Origin of the sequence: Gemmata palustris (genome assembly GCF_017939745.1) — a bacterium.
In the GTDB taxonomy this organism is placed as follows: Bacteria; Planctomycetota; Planctomycetia; order Gemmatales; family Gemmataceae; genus Gemmata; species Gemmata palustris.
Genome location: NZ_JAGKQQ010000002.1, coordinates 184307 through 204300, shown reverse-complemented (window position 1 = coordinate 204300; position 19994 = coordinate 184307). Strand labels below are relative to the sequence as shown.

The window sequence follows — 19994 nt, the reverse complement described above, 5'->3', positions numbered from 1 at the left end:
GGACGGCTCTCGACGGACCGATTGTTAACTATCGTTTCGCCCTTGTCTACGGCGTATCGCCAACGACTCGATCGGGGTGTTTGGATCGTCGTGCAACTGACGCAGTCGCAGGAGCAAATCGTAAGCCCGCGGGTACCGGCGCCACGGGTCTTTCCGCAAGCACCGCATGCAGACCTGTTCAACGCCCGGCGTCACTTCGGGGTTGAAGTTCGATGGGGGTGCGGGTTCCTGCGCGCGAATCGTGTCGCGCGTTTCGATGGCCGTGGAACCGCTCGCCACGGGGCGGTTCGTCAGCAGTTCGTACAAGATGGCGCCCAGGCCGTAAACGTCGGTGTGGAGACGCGCTTCGGCGTTCGGTTCGAGCAATTCCGGCGCGAGATAGGCGACGCCGGGACCGTCCTGGTCGTCCACGAACGAGAGCGCGGAGTTGAGACCGGACGTCGGTTGGAAGTCCGCGACGCGGGGGATGCCGTCGGCCGCGAGCAGCACGTTCGTGGGCTTCAGGTTCCCGTGAACCACGCCCTGGCGGTGCAGGTAACAGATGATTTCCGTTAGCTGTGCGACGAGGTGCAGGGCGTCGCGCAGCGGGTACCGCTTTTCGCCGCGCACCGTGCCCAGGTTCCCGTGCGGGACGTGGTCCATCACCGCGAACGGGGCACCGTCCCACCACCCGGTGCGGTGAACGAGTACGACCTGCGGGTGCGACAGGGCCGCGGCTTGTTGCCCCCCGCGTGCGGTGCGCGCGTCCCATTCCTCGCGCGAGCACACGCCGGGCGCGAAGACCTTCAGTGCGACGGGTTGCTTGTTGGGGCCGAACAGCGCGCGGTAAACGACGCTCCGCGGTCCGCGGCCGATCTCGCCGACGATCTGGAACCCGTCCCGGGCGGCGAAGCGCGCGAGTCGCTCCCCTTCGTTCACGGGAACCGCGACCACCGGTGCCCCCTGAAGGAACCGGCCCAGGTCGTCGGCCAGGGCTTCCGCGGTGGCGTAGCGCCGGGCCGGGTCTTTTTCGAGGCACTTGAGGCAGATCGTTTCCAGTTCGCGCGGCACGTCCGCGCGCAGGCGCGAGGGCGCGACCGGTTCGTCGTGGAGCACCTGATCGACCGTTTCGTTCCACGTCAGACCGCGGAACGGCGGTTGGCCCGTGAGTAGTTCATAGAGCACCGCACCGAGGGCATAAATATCGACCGCGGGGCCGATTTCGCGCACGCGCCCGGCCGCCTGTTCGGGCGCCATGTAGCTCGCGGTGCCCAGGACGGCCCCGTCCTGCGTCAGCACAGTGCTGTCGCTATCGAGCCGCTTCGCGAGGCCGAAGTCGGACACTTTCGGCTGCAAGTCGCTGAGCCGAAATGTCGAGATGTCGCGAATCCCGGAACCGGGCTCCTCAACCGCGGGTCGTTCGACACTCAGCAGAATGTTACCGGGCTTCAGATCACGGTGGACGACCTGGAAATCGTGTGCGTGCTGGATGGCCGCCGCGAGCGTGTGGATCAACTCGGCGGCTTGGGGCGCGGCTTGCGGTTGCCCGCGCAGGTACTGGTCGAGGTTGCCCCCATCGACGAGTTCCATCGCGAAGTACGGCAGCCCGCTGTACGTGCCGACCTCGTGGACCGCGACGACGTTCGGGTGTCGGAGGCGCGCTGCGGCCTCGGCTTCGGTCCGGAAGCGGGCGCGGTCCTTCGACCCTGCGAGCGCGCCGTCGCGCAGGAGTTTGAGCGCAACGAATCGGTCGTGTTTTTCGTGCCTAGCCTTGTAAACGACTCCCATTCCGCCGCGCCCGAGTTCGCCGGTGATCTCGTAGCCGGGAACGACGGGGCGCTCCGGTTCCGCTCTGGTGGGCGCCGACCAGTCGCCGGTGGGCTGAGGGTCGGTCATCGCTGCGTCCTTGAATCGCGGCCGTGGCCGCGCCGATGTCGTGTTTGGGCGAACTTGTATCTGCTTACCCGCCGTTCGGGTAACGCTACCCCGCGTGCTCATCTCGGTCAACGTTGGTGGACCGCGGCCAGACGAGTTCGGTTTCAGAGGCGCCGACCTCAAGAGAACCCTTGCGGTCGCGCCTTGTAACGAGCCGCGACCGCAAGGGAGCGGGAGGCGCTGCCCGCATCCAGGTGATCTCAAGGTAACTCGGGGAGCCGCTCCCCGCTCCCTTGCGGTCGCGGCTCGTTTGCCCGCAACACACTCGTGATCCGAAGCCCGACTAACAAAAGCTAACCTTTTGGGGGTGCGGGATGCCGCACTGGTGGAACGCCAGCTAAGAGATACGGTAACCTCTGTTGCTTTAACGCTTTATCTCCGTTTTCCTTGATCGCGACACACCGCTTTGGCCGCTAACAACGGCTAACAATTTCGCTATTCCTGACTCACATTTCTCACGCATGTCACTCAATTTCTCGGTGATGGACAGCCGAGCAGATAGGTGCAATATCCGAAATTGTATACTAGTGGACATATTGTTACAAGGAATTTTGGCCAAATATTACGACCGCGAGTTTCTGAGCCGTTGATTGCCGACGAAATGGCCGGGGCTGTTGAACGAGCGCCGCGCAGGTCGGTTCACTCGTCAGCGAGTGGACGGAAGGTTCTGCGGTACTCGCCCGGCGTCAGGCCGGTCGTTCGGCGGAATTGCCGCGTGAACGCGCTCTGGTCCGCGTACCCGCACTCCAGCCCGACTTCCACTACCGGGCGGTCGGTGTCGCGCAGTTGCTCCGCGGCTGTGTCCATACGGAGTTTGAGGAGCAGTTGACCCGTCGATAACCGGAACAAGCGTCGCACGCGCTGGTCGAGCTGGTACGCCGATAGCCCGGCGATCGCGGCCAGATCCTCGGTAATCAACCGTCGATCGAGGTGCGCGCGGGCGTGCCGAACGGCCGCGGCCACGCTGCTGTACTCTTCTGCGCTCTCGTCCGGCGGGTGCAGGTCGTGGGACACGCCGACGAGCCCCACCACGGCGTCGCCCGGCCCCCGGAGGGGGAACTTGTCGGTCAGGCACCACCCGGTCACGCCCGTGGGGTAGAGGTGCAGTTCGAGCTGGTTGAGGACCGTTTGCCCGGTCGCGAGCAGGTGCGTGTCCTGTTCCCAGAACGACCGACCGAACGGGGGCGGAAACGTCTGAGCGGCCGTCTTGCCCAGTAGCGTCCGCTTGTCCCGCGTCCCGCAGCGTTCGGCCAGTGTGCGGTTGACAACGACGTACTCGGCCCGCTCGTTTTTGATGAAGTACACGACATCGGTTAAACGGTCGAACACGTCTTCGGCAGTGAACGGCTCCGCCAGCCGCGCGAACAGCCCGGCGACGAGACTGGAGTTGGTCACGGGATCCCCCGCAGTTTGTGCGCGGAATGGAGTTATGAGTCGGCGCCCGGTCAAGACCCGCGTGCGTTCACAAATTATACTCATTTCCTATAAATCGTTCCCGCGCCTCCGTCCACGGAAATCCTCATGAGCGTTCGCTGGGCCGGTGTGTTCCCGGCCGTGACAACGCAGTTCCGGTCCGATCAGACCCTCGACCTCGGGGCCACGGGGCGCCACTTGGAAACCATCGTTGCGTCCGGGGTGAGCGGGCTGGTGGTGTGCGGGTCGCTCGGGGAGAACCAGACCCTCGACCCGGACGAGAAGCGCCAGGTGGTGGAGACCGCCGTGCGGGTGGCGCAGGGGCGCGTGCCGGTCGTCGCGGGGGTGGCCGAGTCGTCGACCGCGGCCGCCGTCCGGTACGCGCGGGATTGTGCGCGGATCGGGGCGTCCGGGCTCATGGTCATGCCCCCAATGGTGTACAAGGCCGACCCGGGCGAGGCGGCCGGGTACTTCCGGGCGGTGGCCGCGGCGACGGACCTGTCGTGGATGCTTTATAACAACCCCATCGGCTACACGGTCGATGTTACCCCCGAGCGCCTCGTCGAATTTGCCGACATCCCCAACCTGGGCGCGATCAAAGAGAGTTCCGGTGACCCGCGCCGCGTGACCGAGATCCGGCTCGCGCTCGGCGACCGCCTGGCCATCTTCGCGGGCGTGGACGACCTGATCCTCGAGTCCTCGATCCTGGGAATCGACGGGTGGGTCGCCGGGTCGGGGATCGCGTTCCCCGCCGAGAACCAGCGCCTCTGGGAGCTGACCCGTGCGGGCAAGTGGGACGAAGCCCGGCGCCTCTACCGTTGGTCCGCCCCGCTGATGAAGCTCGACACGCACCCGAAGTTCGTCCAGTTTATCAAGCTCATGGTGCAGGAAGCGGGCCTGGGGGCCGAATGGGTCCGGGCGCCCCGGCAACCCCTGACCGGGGCCGAGCGCGAGCGCGTACTCGGCATCATCCGGCACGGCCTGAAATCCCGCCCGGCCCTCTCGAAGTAACGCTCCCGCCGTGGTACCTTCGATTACCGCCTCCCTCCCGCGTCGCGGTTAGAATCCGCGACCGGGCACGCAACGAATTCGTCCCGCCTCTCCGCCATCAAATCTCTCCGGTGTCGATCGCGTTCATTTCATTCATTCTCGTGTCGGGGTAATTTCCCATGAACTTGGTAACCCGAAAGGGCCGGGGGTTCACGCTCATCGAACTGTTGGTGGTGATCGCCATCATCGCCATTCTCATCGGGCTCTTGCTGCCGGCGGTCCAGAAGGTGCGCGAGGCCGCGGCCCGCATGAAGTGCCAGAACAACCTCAAGCAAATGGGGTTGGCCGCTCACAACTACGAGAGCGCCTACAACAACTTGCCGCCCGGAACGAACACGGCGAGCGGGATCGGGACGCTGGCCTATCTTCTGCCGTTCATCGAGCAGGACAACATCTACCGGCAGATCACCCCCGCGCTGCTGATTGTACCCACCGCGCCCCCGGCGGATGCCGGGGGCGGTGCGCCGGCGATCACCAACCTGTGGACCAATGACGTCACCACTCTGAAGGTGTCGATCAACCGGGTGAGCATGTTCGAGTGCCCGTCGGACAACCCGTCTGCCAACATGCCGTACTGGATCGCGGCGACCACCGCGATCTGCGTTCCGGGTCCGGGGTACTTCATTAACTACAACTGGACCGGTCTGCCGACGTTCACCGCGGCCGGCGGTAATCCGGGCGTGACCAACTACGTCGCCTCGGCCGGCGGGAACGGTATGTCCGACGGGAACGGACCCGGCTACGGGTCGACGGCCGTCTCGTGGCGGTCGCTGTTCGGACCGTTCGGGCTGAACACGAAGCAAAAACTGGCCACCTTCCCGGACGGCACGTCCCAGACCATTCTGTTTGGTGAAACGGTCGGGACCGCCGGTAACGAGCGACTCTCGTGGATGGGGGCGGGCACGTTCACGTTCCTGTACGGCATCACTGAGCCCGGTCCGTCGGGCTGGTCGTCGTTCGGCAGCCGGCACACCGGTGTCGCGCAGTTCGCCTACGGCGACGGGTCGGTGCGCTCGATCCGCAAGATGGGCAAGGACTGGTACGCGGGCTGGTACACGGACGCCTGGAAGAACGCGGTGTACGCGGGCGGCACGTCGGACGGGGTTCCGGTCAACTTCGACGCGATGGGCGGCCAGTGACTCACACCACTCAAAATGAGGAGCATCACGTGACACGTAAAGTCATCACTCGGTTGGCGTGCCTGGTAGCCGTCGTTGTCGCTCTGGCCGGGTGCGAGCGGGAGCCGTTGACCAAGCCGGCCGATCCGAACAACCCACCGCCCAAGCCGGCCGGCCCCACCGGTCCGCCGGCGAAACCGGCAGCCAAGTAGTTCCAGCGCCCGCCGTTTTTCGTTTGTGAGTGTAGTCCGCTCGCTCCGCGAGCGGTTGGCTTCAGGGGGGGGCCGCCTTAAGCGCGAGGACGCCGAAGTACCGCTCGCGGAGCGAGCGGACTACACTGCGGCTGCGGCGGGTACCAGGCGCCCGCCGTTCTTCGTTGGTGGGAACGCTCGGGAGTGTAGTCCGCTCGCTCCGCGAGCGGTTGGCTTCAAGGGTGGTGGTGCTGCCTTAAGCACGAGGAAGCCGAAGCCCGCTCGCGGAGCGAGCGGACCACACTACGGCTCCCGCTCAATCGTTCGTGGCACAGGCCTCCGGCCTGTGGAGGCGCCCACACAGGCCGGAGGCCTGTGCCACGAAACTAAAGACCATATATGCAGTATGTCGAGCTGCAGTTTGTTCGCACACGCGCTTGCTATCAGCTCGCGTCGAGTTCGCGCACGGTGGCGCGGTCGTCGAGCACGTACATGGGGCGCTTCGTGTGGTCCGGGATGGTCGTTTCGGGGTCGATCCCGAGGTGCTGGTAGAGCGTCGCCAGGACGTTACTCGGCGTGTACGGCGTGCCCTTTGAGCGGCCCCCGTGGGCATCGGTCGCGCCGATCACCTGTCCCACTTTGAACCCGCCGCCCGCGATCACGGCCGCGCCCGCGTCCGGCCAGTGGTCGCGCCCGTCGCCGCGCGAGATCTTCGGGGCGCGGCCGAACTCGCCCCACGCCACCACCGCAACGTCCTTGTCCAGCCCGCGCTCGTGGAGATCGGTCACGAGCGCGTAAAGCCCCTTATCGAGCTGCGGGAGCTGGTCCTTGTGGTCGATGAAGTTCTTCTCGTGCGTGTCCCAGTCGCCGACCTTCGTGGTCACGACCGATACGCCGGCTTCGACCAGCCGCCGCGCCATCAGGAACGTTTCGCAGTATTTGCCGTAGCGCGCGTGCGTTTCGGGCGATTCCTTCGACACATCAAACGCCTGCCGCACTTTCGGCGACGCGATCATTTCCAGCGCGCGCTGCGTGTACGTGTCCATGCTCCTCATGCCGCCGGACGAATCGAGATCGCGGTTGAGCGTGTCGAACGTGCGGAGCAGTTCCTTGCGCGTGCCGAGCCGCTCTTGAGAAACGCTCTTTTCGAGGCTCAGGTTCGCCAAGCCCTCTTTCTTCGGCACGAACGGGCGGTGCGCGGGGCCGCAATACGTCGAGCCTTCGTTGTCGTACAGCCCGGGCGGTTTGTACATGAGGCTCACGTAGGGCGGTAGGCCGTCCGTTCGGGGCTTCAGGTAACTCACGACCGAGCCGATAACGGGCCGCTTCCCGCGGTCCGGGAACCCGGTGAGAATGTAGTGCGGCGTGTGGTCGCCGATATCGACGGACTTGATGCCGCGGATCACCGCGAGCTTGTCCATCATTTTCGCGTGCAGTGGCAGGTGCTCGCACACCTGAATGCCGGTGACGTTCGTGTTGATCGGGCGGAACTCGCCGCGAACCTCCGCGGGCGCATCGGGCTTCATGTCGTAACTGTCGATGTGCGATGCCCCGCCGCGCAGCCAGACCATGATGACCGCCTTGCCGCGCGTCTTGCGTTCGGTGGCGGGAGCCGCGTGCGCACGCAATTTGAAGACGTCCGCGAGCGAGAGGCCGCCGAACCCGAGTGCGCCGATGTGAAGCGCGTCGCGGCGCGAGAAGCGACCGCGTGGTGAGCCGAAGACGTTCAGCATGTGAGTCTCCGATGTGGTGCGGCGGGGAGAGCGGGGGAGGGCACCAGCGGAACTGATTCTCGCTCGGACGTGGGGCGAGAGCAAGAGGCGATGTGGTGTGTTGATTTCGCCCCGGAGGGGGTGGGAGAGAGTAGCCAGGGGTGGAACCCCTGGCGGGACAATGCGTGTAGCTGGTGACCGATGCGCAGCGCTCGCCGTTGGCCCGTGACGTCCCGCCAGGGGTTCCACCCCTGGCGGGACGTCGCGCCCTATCGGGGCGGCAAGACGGTTACTTCACCAGTTCCGGCAGGAACTTCACCGGGAGCGTGCCGTGACTGAGCACGTCTTCGTGGAACTTGCCCAGGTCGAACGCCTCGCCCCGTTTGCGCTGCACGTCCTGGCGGAGCCGGTAGAACGCGGTGCGGCCCACGAAGTAGGTCGAGAGCTGCGTGCTGCTCTGCTTCGCCCGGGCGACCTTACCCACGGCTTCCGCTTCGGTCTGGAACCCGCGGCCCACCAGGAGCTTCATCGCGTCGTCGTCGGTCAGGTCCGCGCAGTGCATCTTGTGGTCCAGGATCGCGTTCAGCACGGCGCGGATGTAGAACTTCAGTTGGTGCAGCCGCAACGACAAATCGCCGGCGCCGTAGCCCTGGTCGAGCATCATCTGCTCGGTGTACACGGCCCAGCCCTCCGCGAACGAGCCCGACCACAGCACCTTGCGAACGAGTGACGGGTTGCGGTTCGAGTACGCGAGCTGGACGTAGTGCCCCGGGTACGCTTCGTGGATCGTGAGGATCTGGAGCATCGCGGAGTTGTACTCGCGGAAGAACGTTTCCTGGCGCGCCGGCGTCCAGTCCTTCGGCGGCGGCGCGACCGCGTAGAGGCTGTTGGCTTTCGGGTCGAGCGGCGGGGCCGGGTTCAGGTACGCGGCCGAGAACCCGCGCTGGAACTCCGGCATCGCGATGATCTGGCAATTGTCCGGTTCGGGGAGCGTGAGGATCTTCTTGTCCCGAATGAAGTCCTTGATCTTGCTAACGGTCTTCTTCGCGTCGTCCACGATCGTTTCGGGCTTACCGTGGTCTTTTCCGAGTTCGTCGAGCACGGCCTTGATCGTCGCGTGCCGGCCGGTCGCGTCGTCCGGGGGCAGCGACTTGCCCGGGAACAGTTTGCTCCAGAGTTGCTTGGCAACGTAGTACATCTCGCGCTCGACGCGGTCCGCTTCGGCCTCCGCGATCTTCACCACTTCGTCCGCGGTGAGGCCCGCGTCGAGTTCGAGTTCCAGCTTCTTGGCGAACTTTTCTTTGCCGAGGCGCCATTCGCCCTTCGACTTCGGGAGCAGCTCCTTTTCGAGCCACGTCTGGTAGTCCTTGAGGGCTGTTACCGCGGCCTTGCACGGCGTCGCGAGCGGTTCGGTGCCGGGCGTTTCCTTCGCGAACTCGTAAATGTCCTTCTCGTAGAAGGCGATCGCGCCGAGGTTACGCTTGATCGCGACTTCCGTGAGAATGGCCGGTGGGTTTTTCAGCCCGGCTTTGGCGGCTTCCACGATCTTCGGGATGTGCTTGATGCGCTTGGCCGCGTTCTCGACGTTCCGCTCGCGCGGTAGTGTGGATTGCGTCAGCAGGATGAACACACTGTCCGAGATGTACTCGCCGTAGCTTCGGGGGTCGTACTCGAACCGATTGTCGTTTTCCGCGGACCACAGCCCGTAGTTGAGAGTGTGTGCCCAGATCTGGTAATCGATCCGGCCGTTTTGCGAGAGCTTCTTGACGTCGATTTCCTTCGCGAGCGTCGCGACGAGGGCCTTCGTGCGGGTCACGTCTTTTGCGCGGGCCGCGGGTGAGAGGTCGTCGAGTTGGTCGTCGAAGTCGTGGTTGCCCTGTTGGGTCGCGAACAGCGGGTGCTTTTGGAACTCTTCGTCGAGATAAGTCTGGAACAAGTTCTTGAGGCGGGTGTCTTCCGCGGCCGGTTGCGCTGCGGGGGCATCGGCGGGTGTAATCATGACTCCGGCCCCCAAAAGCGCGATGATGGGGAACAACAAGCGTGACATCAGCAGCTCCTGCGCGGTAGTGGCGTCTCCGCCAGACTACAACCCGGTGGTGCGAACGTCCGCGCAGAGACGCGCGAGTCCGCCGTAACCGCTGCACACGGGATTACGACGGACTCGTGTGTCGTGTCAATATCTTGCCGGAGCGCTTACGGCTCCTCGTCGGAACCCGACTGGCGCGAGGTGGGCTGAGCCTCCACGTCTTTGCGCGTGCGCACGACGGGCGTCGACGGCAGCGCCGCGAGCCCGGGGTCCGGTTGAATGTGGGCCACGGGTGTTGTGGTCGCAACGGGTGTGTTTGCCGGGAGCGCCGTTTGTACCGAAGTTTGCTGCTTTGCTTGTGGGTCGGGTGCGCCCGGTTGCGCGGGCGGCTTGGCGAAGAACACGGCCGCGCCGACGACACCGAGCACGCCGACCAACATGCCGAACTTGGCGTCATTCGTCATCGGGGTACCTCGTGAACTGATGGTTCACTTGAACTATTCCCGACAATCTCTCGCGCGGAAGGTTGACTTGAGTGCTTTTAGGAGAAACTCTCACCCGTCGACCGTGGCGCGCAGCGCATCGCGTGCGGCCGACATTGGCGGCACAATTTGACGCGACACGAGCGGAGCGACGCATGGGATTCGCGGGTGTCTTGGCGCTACTGATTGTGGGCGCTGCCATTGTGCTGGTGGTGAAGGGGTGGGACGTGCGGCTCGTGCTGCTCGGGGCCGCGCTCGTGATCGCCGCGACCGTCGAAGTCACGACCGTCGCGGGGCGGGGCGGGGAGCCGGGCGCGGTCGCGGGCGTGCTGCGAACGTTCCTGGCCACGTTCTCGAACGAGAAGTTCGTCGTCCCCATTTGCACCGCGATGGGGTTCGCGCACGTTCTTAAACACACCGGCTGCGAGCGGCACCTGATATTGCTCCTGGTGAAACCGCTCCGGCGCGTGCGCGGGCTGCTGGTGCCGGGCGTGGTCGCGGTCGGGTTCCTGGTGAACATCCCGCTCGTGAGTCAGACCAGCACCGCGGTGTGCCTCGGCGCGGTCGTGGTGCCGCTGATGCGCACTTCCGGGTATTCGATGGCGACCATCGGTGCGTGTCTGCTGCTCGGCGCCTCCGTCGGCGGAGAACTACTGAACCCCGGCGCGCCGGAACTGCTCACCGTGGCGGACCGGACCAACGTCGCGACGATCGTGCAGACGCAGAGGTACCTCCCGCCCCTCGTGTTCACGCAGCTCGCCGTCGCGACCGCGGTGATTTGGCTGATGAGCGTGTGGTGGGAGCGGAAAGAACCTCCCCCCCCGTCCCCCCTCCCTGAAGGGAAGGGGGAGACCGAACCTAACCCCCTAACCCCCTTCCCTAAGAAGGAAGGGGGAGAAAATTCAAAGGCACAGGCAATTGCACCGCAAGCGCCGGTATTAAGCCTCTCTCCCTTTGGGGGAGGGGTTAAGGAGGGGTTACCGACACAACCCGAGCCCATCAACCTCCTGAAAGCCCTCGTGCCGCTGGTTCCGCTCGCGCTGCTGTTCGCATCAGCGATGCCCGCGCCCTACAACCTGTTCGAGATCCCCGATTCGTGGGTGGTGCTGAAGAAGCCGGACGGTTCGCGCGACCCCGCGTACAACAGCCGGCTCATCGGGTTCGCGATGCTGATCGGGGTACTCGTCGCGGCGGCGGTCACTCCCAACAAGGCGCGCGACTGCGTGAAGGAGTTCTTCTCCGGCGCCGGGTACGGGTTCGCCAATATCGTCAGCCTCATCGTCATCGCCAACTGTTTCGGGGAGGCCATTAAATCTGCGGGGCTGGCGGAAGCACTCGGCGCGCTCATCAGGAGCGCGCCCGGATTGATGCAACCACTGGCCGCGCTCGTGCCGCTCGTGTTCGCGGCGATTTGTGGCTCCGGTATGGCGAGTACGCAGAGCCTCTACGGGTTCTTCCACGGCCCCGCGGAAGCGCTCGGACTCGACCCGGTCGCGGTCGGCGCGATGGTGTCGCTCGGGAGCGCCGCGGGGCGCACGATGTCGCCGGTCGCGGCCGTGGTACTGATGTGCGGGACGCTCACCGGAACGAACCCGTTCACACTGGCGAAGCGCGTCGCGGTGCCGCTCCTAGTCGGAATCACCGTCGTGGTGCTGCTCCGGCTCGCGGGCGCGCTGTGAGCGGACGTGACCAACGACGCGCCCGTCCCGTATACCCGACCACATGGACTTCGCGACCGCACGCCGGGATTCCCTGGTCCGCTACCTGCGCCGACACACCAGCGGCGAGGTGCGGTTCGATGACACGTCTCGCGGGCTGTACTCCACCGACGCGAGCCACTACCAGGTCCGGCCGCTCGGGGTCGTGCTGCCAAAAACCGTTGATGACCTCACGAGCACGGTGCAGATCGCAGCGGACCTGAACGTGCCGATCACCGCGCGCGGCGGCGGAACGAGCCTGTCCGGGCAGAGCATCGGCCCGGGCATCGTGATCGACTGCTCGAAGTACCTTAACGCGGTCGGCGAAGTGGACACGGTTAACCGCTGCGTGCGGGTCCAACCGGGCGTGGTACTCGATCACTTGAATCGCGCGCTCGCACCGCACGGCCTGATGTTCGGCCCGGACGTGGCGACCGCGAGCCGGGCTACGCTCGGCGGCATGATCGGTAACAACTCCGCCGGCGCGCGGTCGATCGTGTACCGGCAAACGGTCGATCACGTTCGCGCGCTCAAGGTCGTGCTGTCCGACGGTACACGAACCGAGTTCGGCTCGCTCACGGAACTGGAGTACGAGCGCAAACTCGAACTGCGGACACGCGAGGGCGAAGCGTACCGCGCCGCCGATTCTACCGTGCGCGAGAACGCGGTCGAGATCCTCGCGCGCACGCCGAAAATCGTGCGCAAAGTGAGCGGGTATAACCTCGCCGCTCTGGTTGAGCGAACCCCGGCCGCAAGGCCGGGGGTACACTCCAACCCCAGCGGATACGCCGGTCCTGGCGGATCGGGTTCTCCCCACTCCCTCGTCCCGCTCCTCGTGGGGAGCGAGGGCACGCTCGCGGTGATTGCGGAAGCGGAACTCGCCCTCGTCCCGCGCTTGAAGCACCGCGGGCTACTCGTGCCGCAATTCGCGTCGCTCGGGGCCGCGCTGGACGCGCTACAAGCGTGCCTCGAACTCGAACCATCCGCCGTCGAGTTAATGGACCGGATGCTGATCGACCTCGCGCGCAATCAGCGGTCGCTGAAAAACACGATGGCCGCGGTCCGCGGGCGCCCTGAAGCGCTCCTGATGGTCGAGTTCAGTTCCGACGACCCGGCCGAGGTTTCGTACCGCGTTCACGAACTCGGGCGCCGGTTGGCGGGGTGCGCCGGGCTCACCGCGAGCGTCCCCGCGCTCGACGCGGCCACGCGCGACCCGCTCTGGGCGCTGCGCAGTTCCGCGGTGCCCCTTCTGTACGGGATGCCGGGCGACGCGAAGCCGGTCACGTTCTGCGAGGATGCCGCGGTCGCCCCCGAACGGCTGCCGGAGTTCGCCGCCCGCTTCCGCGAAATCTTCCACAAGCACGGCACCGATGGCGCCTTCTACGGTCACGCGAGCGTCGGCTGTTTGCACATTCGGCCGGTGCTGAACATTCACGAAGAAGCTGGCGTCGTGACCATGCGGAAGATCATGGAGGACGTGACCGACCTCGTGCTGGAGTTTAATGGGAGTTTGAGCGGCGAGCACGGCGACGGGCTGGTGCGCAGCGAGTGGAACCGCAAGATGTTCGGCCCGGTCGTGTACGAGGCGTTCCGACAGGTGAAGCGCGGGTTCGATCCGGGCAACGTGCTGAACCCCGGCAAGGTGGTAGACGCGCCCGCGATGGAAGCCAACATGCGCGTGCCCCCGGGCCGCATGCCCGCGACCGACCCGCCGACGGTGCTCGATTTCTCCAAGCAAGGCGGGTTCTTCCGCAGCATCGAGTTGTGCAACGGCGCCGGTGTGTGCCGCAAAACACAGGGCGGCGCGATGTGCCCCTCGTACCGCGCCACGAAGGACGAACAGGATACCACTCGTGCCCGCGCGAACGCGCTGCGCCTGACCCTCACGAATGAAGCCCCGCAAAAGAGCCGGCACGCGCCGATCGCTCAGCGGTGGATCGCGGACGTGATGGATTTGTGCTTGTCGTGTAAGGCGTGCAAGTCCGAGTGCCCCAGCAACGTGGACGTCGCGAAGCTGAAGGCCGAGTTCCTCCAGGCTTTTTACGCGCGCCGCGCGCGCCCGCTCGGGCACCTACTGGTGAAGCACGTTCACCGCTTGAGTCCTCTGGCGGCGCGGTTCGCGGGGGTGAACAACTGGTTCGCGCGCCGGTCGTGGACCCGCCGGGCGATGGAGAACTTCGCGGGCATCGACCGCCGGCGCAGCCTCCCGGAATGGCACTGCGATCACTTCCGCAAATGGTTCTATCAAACGCGGAATTCGGAGCGCGGAGCGCGGAACGGGAGGTCGGGGGAGGAACGTTCTTTGCCTTCCGCGCAGCGCACGGTCGTACTGCTCGACGATTGCTTCACTACCTACCAAGAACCGAATATTGGGCGCGCTGCGGTGACGCTCCTGGAGCGCGCCGGGTTCACGGTAGAACTCGCGGGGATCTGCTGCGGTCGTGCGATGCTCTCGAAAGGGTTCCTTACCGACGCAAGGAAACTCGCACGCGACGGCATCGCGAAACTCGATCACTTCGCGGCGCAGGGGATACCGATCCTCGGGCTGGAACCGAGTTGTATTCTCTCGCTGTCCGACGAATGGCCCGAACTGGTGCCGGGACCGGCGGCGAAGCGCGTCGCGGCGGCCGCGGAACTGGCCGACGGGTGGCTCGCGCGCCAGGTGAGCGACCACGGACTGGCTCTGGACGTTGCGCCGCTCGTGGGCAAGGCGCTACTGCACCCGCACTGCCACCAGAAGGCGCTGGTCGGGTCGAAGGGCACGCAGGACGCGCTGCGGCTCGTGCGCGGGCTGGACGTGACCGTACTCGATGCGGGCTGTTGCGGAATGGCCGGCGCGTTCGGGTACGAGAAGCAGCACTATGACGTGAGCGTGAAGATCGCGAACCTCGAACTCGTTCCCGCCGTCACCGCGGACCTGGACGCGACCGTGATCGCGACCGGAACCTCGTGCCGCCACCAGATCCGCGACCTCACCGGGCGCGTCGCGCGGCACCCGCTCGAAGTGCTCGCGGGAGCCGCCGCGCCCGGCTAAGTAAACGCACTACGCGCCCTTTTCGTCCGCCTGAACGCCCGCGTGGTAGGTCGTGTATACGAATACCGGGATCGACAGATCGCCGAGGTGCTGGTGAACCAGCGCCTTCACCTTTTCCCACTCCAACCCGCCGACCCCGGTCGCGAGTTTCGGCAGGGCGATGCTCTTGATCTCGCCCTTGTCCAACTCGTGCCTCAACCGGCGGAGGCAGTGGTTCACGGTGGCCTCGGTCGCCGGTCCGGGCTTACCGCCGTGCCCGTGTTCGCCCTGGGTGAGCAGGTTGAAGATGCGAACACCGCCGACCCCGCCCCACTCCCACAGTTCGCCCGGCTTCGGGTGGCACTGCTGGGCGTAGTGGCGGAAGTCCTTCACCATTGCGGGCCACTTCTCCCGCAGCACGAGCGCGAGCCCGTGGTCGAAGTGGTCGCCCGGCGCGACCCCGTGGGCAACGGCCTGGGCTTTGGTCAGAATGATGTCGCCGGAAACTTCTTGGATCATGACGGCTCCCAGAGTGGCACTCGGCACGGATTCGCGCCGAGTGTAGTTTTGATGGCCGGGAGCCGGTGCGCGATTCGAGAATTGTGGACTTAATTATCCTCTAATCCCGTCCTTCAGGGGGTCGGTCTCGTCGACGAGCAGCGTCGCTTCGGCGGTGAGGTACGCGGTGCCGGTGATGCTCGGGACGACCACGCCGGGCTCGCCGGTGAGTTCGACCGTGCCCTCGAACACGCTCCCCGTGATGCTCTCCTGGCGCCACACCTCACCCGGGCGCAACTTGCCGTCGGCGAACAGGCACGCGAGCTTCGCGCTCGTACCGGTTCCGCAGGGGGAGCGGTCGTAGGCCTTCCCCGGGCACAGTACGAAGTTCCGCGAATGGTTGGCCGCATCGACCGCAGGGCCGAACAGTTCCACGTGATCGACCGGTTCGCGGACCGTTGCGTTCACGGCCCGGCGGATGCGCCACGACACGTCCGTGAGCCGGTCGACGTTGTGGAGCGCCAGTTCTTCGCGGTGCTCTTTCGCCAGGAAGAACCAGTTGCCGCCCCACGCGACGTCGCCCGTTACGCGGCCGATGCCCTCCACATCGACCGCCACACTGGTGTGGCGCCGGTAGCTCGGCACGTTCCGCACGGTGGCGCGGTGCGGGTCGTGGAGCGCGACCGTGACCACGCCGACGGGCGTTTCGATCCGGTGCTCGCCCGCCTTCATTCGGCCCATGTGAGCGAGCGTGACCGCGAGCCCGATCGTGCCGTGCCCGCACATCCCGAGGACGCCGACGTTGTTGAAGAAGATGACGCCGGCCGCGTTCGCCGGGTCGTGCGGCGCGCACAGCAGCGCGCCGACCAGCACGTCCGAGCCGCGCGGCTCGTTCACCACGCACGAGCGGAACGTGTCGAACCGCTCTTGGAACACCTTCGCGCGCTCGGCGAGCGGCCCCGGGCCGAGGTCGGGGCCGCCCCCAACGACGACGCGCGTCGGTTCCCCGCCGGTGTGCGAATCAATGACCTGAATTCGACGCATAATGAGGGGTCCGGAATCTGCCACGGATCAACACGGATGTGATACGGAAGACGGAATGGCCACAAAAAAGCACAAAGGGCACAAAAAAGAACAGAGACAGAAGGCAGAGATCAGAGAACAGTGGACAGAACGCAAAAGCCAGATGTCAGTAGCTTTTACTTCCGCCGACCACTCCCGCTCCTATGCGTAAAGATACCGTGATCTCTGTTTTCTGATCTCCGTCCTCTGTCTTCTGAACTCTGCTCTTTGCTTTCTTTTGTGCTCTTTGTGCCTTTTTGTGGCCATTCCGTCTTTCTGGTTCTGATCCGTGGCTGGTTTTATAGTTCGGTACCGGGGTTCACTTCTTCGTCGGTCGCGTGGCGATGGCCGCGCGGATGAGCTTCAGCACGTGCTCGCGCTCGGCCCCGACGATCGGCAACCGCGGCGCGCGGCACAACTCGGTGCCGTACCCGCACTCGGCCGCCGCGAGCTTGATGTACTGCACCAGCTTGACGTGCGTGTCCAGGTGCAGGAGCGGCGTGTACCAGCGGTACACATCGAGCGCGTCCTTCCACTTGCCCGCTTGTGCGTAGTCCCACAGGAGCCGGTTTTCGGCGGGGAAGGCGTTCACGAGCCCGCTCACCCACCCGACCGCGCCGAGGATCATGCACTCCACCACGAGGTCGTCGACCCCGGCGAAGATCACGTACCGGTCTTTGGTGAGGTTGATGATGTCGGTGATGCGGCGCGGGTTGTCGCTCGATTCCTTGATGCACGCGAACTTCGGTTCGTCGGCCATTTCGACGAACATCTCGGGCGTGATGTCCACCTTGTACGCCGGCGGGTTGTTGTAAACCATGATCGGTAGGTCGCTGGACTTCGCGACCGCGCGGAAGTGCGCGATCGTCTCGCGCTCGTCGCTCTTGTATACCATCGGCGGCAAGACCATCAGTCCGTCCGCGCCGAGACGCGCGGCGTCGGCCGCCCACCGGCACGCGCCCGCAGTGGTGTACTCGGCCACGCCCGTGAGCACCGGTACGCGCGTGCCGACGTGCGCGATCGTTGCCTTCAGCAGTTCCTTCTTTTCACTGGGATCGAGTGTGGTGTTCTCGCCCACGCTCCCCATCATCACGAAACCGTGAACGCCGGCCGCGAGCATCGCGTCGACGTGCGCCAGCGTGCCCGGGATGTTGAGCGACTGGTCCGCGTGGAACTGTGTGCAAACAGCGGGGAACACACCGCGCCAGTTCACTTTCATGACTGCTCTCCTTGTGTTGATTTGAGATAAGTGATTTCAGATTTTAGATTTGCGGCCGGTAATTAACTAATTAGTGGTTGGCTTGGGCATCAATTGGAACACTGAAGTCCCGATGTCGTGTTGGAACTTTGCGAACGGCGCGGCGTAAGCCGCCGGTAGTGTCTAAAAACCACCGGCGGGCTTACGCCGCGCCGTTCGCCCGCACCGGGACATCGCAAAAGCTCCAATCTCACTTCCCGTTCGCTCACTTCTGCACGGGTGCGTACACGACGCGGAACCCGACGAAGTCGAGGCGCGCGGTTTGGCGCTGGCCGTCGCGGGCGGCAGAGCGCGTGGCCGCGGCCGGGTCGCGGAACGAGCCCCCGCGGATCACGCGCCTGTCGCCGTCGGTCGGGCCGGAAGGGTTGTCGCGTGCGGCGTCCTTGTACGCCTCCAATTTGTAATAATCGCTGCACCACTCCGCGATGTTGCCGTTCATGTCGTAGAGACCGAATTTGTTCGGCTCGGTTTTGCCCACGTCCTGCGCGAACCGGAGCGGCTTGAGGGGGTCTCCGCCGGTTCCCAGGGGGTCGTCTTCGGTCGCGCGGAATACCGCTTGAGTGGGGAAGTTCACGCGGTCCCCGCACGCAAACGGTGTGTCGGTCCCGGCGCGCGCGGCGAACTCCCACTCGGCCTCCGTCGGCAACCGGTACGCCCAGTTTTTGCGCGCCCAGGGCTGGTTCTTCTCCGCCTCGGTCAGCTTCTTGCAGAACTCGTTCGCCTCGCTCCAGGTCGCGGCGTCGACCGGGAGCGAATCGATGCGGTGGGCGATCTTCGCGGCCCGCGATTCGTTCCGCCCTATCACCTTCACGAACTGGCTGTTGGTGACTTCCGTCGCGGACATGAAGAACGGCCCGCGGATCGTGACCTCGCGCACCGGCCCCTCGCGCCCGTCCCCAGCGCGCCCGGGTTCGCTGTCCGGCGACCCCATGCGGAACGTCCCGCCCTCGATGCGGACCATCTTCATTTCCAGCGTGTTCGCGAACGGCTCGACCGGGGGCGGTTCGGTCTTCAGGAAGAGCTGATAACCCGCGAATCCGAGCACCCCGACCACGAACAGCGCGCCGAGTACGACCAGCACGGCCCCGACCGGGAACCCGCCCTCGGCCCGCCGCCGAATCGGGTCGTCCGCGTTCCTCCGGGGCGGCAGCTTGAATACTTGATTGCTCGGGGCCGGGTCCGCGGGTGGGAGCGGGATGCCCTGCGGGGCGTACACTGGCGCCGGATACCCGGCCGGCGGTTGGTACGCCGGCTGAGGGGGGTAAGAAACCGCCGGGGCCGCGGGAGCGGCATACGCGCTTTGTGGAACGGGCACGGGCAGGGGGGCGACGGTTGGGATCGGGTAGTACCCGGAGCCGGACCGCGACCCGCCGGGCGCGGGCGGCGGGCAGAAGGGCTGGAGCGCGAGTGCCAGTTGGAGCGGCGTTTGGGGCCGCTCTTCGGCCCCTTTCGCCATGCACCACAGGATGATCTGCTCGATTTGTGCGGGCGCGTCCGGGCGGCTGAGGAGCAGGCGCGGGGCCGGGTCGGTGCAGTGCTTGAGGAGCTTCTCGGTCGGGGTCGCGCCGTCGAACGGGGCCTTCCCGGTGAGGGCGAAGTACAGCGTGCCGCCCAGCGCGTAAATGTCCGCGCGGATGTCCACGGCCATCGGGTTGCGCGCCTGCTCCGGCGCGAGGAAGTCCGGCGTGCCGATCACGAACCCTTCTTGCGTGATGCGGCTCGCCTCCTCGCCGCCGGGCTGCTCCATGAGCCGGGCCAGCCCCAGGTCCACCAGCTTCACCGCGCCGCCGGCGCGCGGGACGATGATGTTCGAGGGCTTGATGTCGCGGTGGACGAGCCCGCGCTCGAAGGCGTGTTCGAGCCCCAGCGCGGCCTGGCGGATCACGTCGCAGGCGTCCGGGACGCTCAGCGCCCCGCTCTCGCGGACGATCTTCGTGAGGTCGGTGCCGTCGATCAGTTCCATCACGTAGAAGTGGTTCCCGTCCACCTCCTCGGCGTCGTACACCTTGACCACGTTCGGGTGGTCCATCGCCGAGAGCGCCTGGATCTCCTGGTAGAACCGCCCCTGTGCGATCCCCTGCGCGAGCTTCTCCTTGCGGATCACCTTGAGGGCCACGGTCCGGCCCATGCGCGCGTCCTGGACCTTGTACACGCGCCCCATCCCGCCCTCGCCCAGGATGTCGAGCAGGAGGTAGCGGCTGGCGATCTTGAGCGCGGCCGCGCGGCCCTTCGCGGTCTCGCGGATCTGGTAGGGCGTGAGCCAGGACCGCCGGTGCAGTTCTTTCGCGACGCCCTGGACGTCCGGCTTCGTGTACGCGATCCAGCCCCACAGCTCCCGGAGCTGCGCTTCGGTCAGGAGCCTGCTGGCCTGCAGGTTCTGGTAGAAGCTGGCCGTCGCGTCGGCGGCGCTACTCATCGAATGGTCACCGGGGCTGCGAATTGCGTCACGGTACGGTCTGTTGTACCAAACGACCCGGGGGTTGAAACCCCGGACACTGTGTGGGCGGTTTTGGGAACCGTTTTCCGGTATGTTACCCACACCGAGAACGGAGCCGCAATC

14 protein-coding genes are annotated in these 19994 nt (G+C 65.7%); 5 read left to right on the top strand and 9 right to left on the bottom strand.

Going from position 1 to position 19994, the window contains the following annotated elements; all coding sequences use genetic code 11:
- Positions 1–24: 24 nt before the first annotated feature.
- Together J8F10_RS35335 and J8F10_RS35330 are read right to left on the bottom strand one after the other, a co-directional pair.
- Positions 25–1875, bottom strand: a complete 1851-nt coding sequence (locus J8F10_RS35335) for a serine/threonine-protein kinase (RefSeq protein ID WP_210662665.1) — start codon at positions 1873–1875, stop codon at positions 25–27.
- Between the two features lie 678 nt (positions 1876–2553).
- Positions 2554–3309 (bottom strand): helix-turn-helix domain-containing protein, encoded by a 756-nt coding sequence (locus J8F10_RS35330; protein WP_210662663.1) that lies wholly within the window; start codon positions 3307–3309, stop codon positions 2554–2556.
- Between the two features lie 126 nt (positions 3310–3435).
- On the opposite strand from J8F10_RS35330, the gene J8F10_RS35325 reads away from it, so the two are divergent.
- The 3 genes from J8F10_RS35325 to J8F10_RS35315 all read left to right on the top strand — a co-directional run bounded on the left by J8F10_RS35325 (position 3436) and on the right by J8F10_RS35315 (position 5707).
- A complete protein-coding gene (locus tag J8F10_RS35325) occupies positions 3436–4338 on the top strand; it encodes a dihydrodipicolinate synthase family protein (protein ID WP_210662661.1) in 903 nt (300 codons plus the stop codon).
- Between the two features lie 158 nt (positions 4339–4496).
- Positions 4497–5516 (top strand): DUF1559 domain-containing protein, encoded by a 1020-nt coding sequence (locus tag J8F10_RS35320; RefSeq protein ID WP_210662659.1) that lies wholly within the window; start codon positions 4497–4499, stop codon positions 5514–5516.
- Between the two features lie 29 nt (positions 5517–5545).
- The gene (locus tag J8F10_RS35315) at positions 5546–5707 is read left to right on the top strand and encodes a hypothetical protein (protein WP_210662657.1); all 162 of its coding nucleotides are present in this window, start codon (positions 5546–5548) and stop codon (positions 5705–5707) included.
- Positions 5708–6129: 422 nt separating this feature from the next.
- Here J8F10_RS35315 and J8F10_RS35310 read toward each other — a convergent pair whose 3' ends face one another.
- The 3 genes from J8F10_RS35310 to J8F10_RS35300 all read right to left on the bottom strand — a co-directional run bounded on the left by J8F10_RS35310 (position 6130) and on the right by J8F10_RS35300 (position 9888).
- Positions 6130–7419 carry a DUF1501 domain-containing protein gene (locus J8F10_RS35310; RefSeq protein ID WP_210662656.1) on the bottom strand — a complete coding sequence of 430 codons (1290 nt, stop codon included), beginning with the start codon at positions 7417–7419 and terminating at the stop codon, positions 6130–6132.
- Between the two features lie 268 nt (positions 7420–7687).
- The gene (locus tag J8F10_RS35305) at positions 7688–9445 is read right to left on the bottom strand and encodes a DUF885 domain-containing protein (RefSeq protein WP_210662653.1); all 1758 of its coding nucleotides are present in this window, start codon (positions 9443–9445) and stop codon (positions 7688–7690) included.
- 146 nt (positions 9446–9591) lie between these two features.
- The gene (locus tag J8F10_RS35300; RefSeq protein WP_210662651.1) at positions 9592–9888 is read right to left on the bottom strand and encodes a hypothetical protein; all 297 of its coding nucleotides are present in this window, start codon (positions 9886–9888) and stop codon (positions 9592–9594) included.
- A 173-nt stretch (positions 9889–10061) separates the two neighbouring features.
- Between J8F10_RS35300 and dcuC the strand changes: the two genes are divergently transcribed.
- Positions 10062–11585, top strand: coding sequence for a C4-dicarboxylate transporter DcuC (gene dcuC / locus J8F10_RS39575; RefSeq protein WP_246524761.1), 1524 nt, complete (start codon positions 10062–10064; stop codon positions 11583–11585).
- A gap of 43 nt (positions 11586–11628) precedes the next feature.
- Positions 11629–14637: an FAD-binding and (Fe-S)-binding domain-containing protein gene (locus J8F10_RS35285; protein ID WP_210662649.1), complete on the top strand. Its 3009-nt coding sequence runs from the start codon at positions 11629–11631 to the stop codon at positions 14635–14637.
- A 9-nt stretch (positions 14638–14646) separates the two neighbouring features.
- Here J8F10_RS35285 and J8F10_RS35280 read toward each other — a convergent pair whose 3' ends face one another.
- From J8F10_RS35280 to J8F10_RS35265, 4 genes are all read right to left on the bottom strand, one after another.
- Positions 14647–15135 carry a macro domain-containing protein gene (locus J8F10_RS35280; RefSeq protein WP_210662647.1) on the bottom strand — a complete coding sequence of 163 codons (489 nt, stop codon included), beginning with the start codon at positions 15133–15135 and terminating at the stop codon, positions 14647–14649.
- Between the two features lie 93 nt (positions 15136–15228).
- A complete protein-coding gene (locus tag J8F10_RS35275; protein ID WP_246524759.1) occupies positions 15229–16158 on the bottom strand; it encodes a proline racemase family protein in 930 nt (309 codons plus the stop codon).
- A gap of 337 nt (positions 16159–16495) precedes the next feature.
- Positions 16496–17395: a dihydrodipicolinate synthase family protein gene (locus J8F10_RS35270; RefSeq protein WP_210662644.1), complete on the bottom strand. Its 900-nt coding sequence runs from the start codon at positions 17393–17395 to the stop codon at positions 16496–16498.
- A 244-nt stretch (positions 17396–17639) separates the two neighbouring features.
- Positions 17640–19850 carry a bifunctional serine/threonine-protein kinase/formylglycine-generating enzyme family protein gene (locus J8F10_RS35265; RefSeq protein WP_210662642.1) on the bottom strand — a complete coding sequence of 737 codons (2211 nt, stop codon included), beginning with the start codon at positions 19848–19850 and terminating at the stop codon, positions 17640–17642.
- Positions 19851–19994 lie beyond the last annotated feature (144 nt).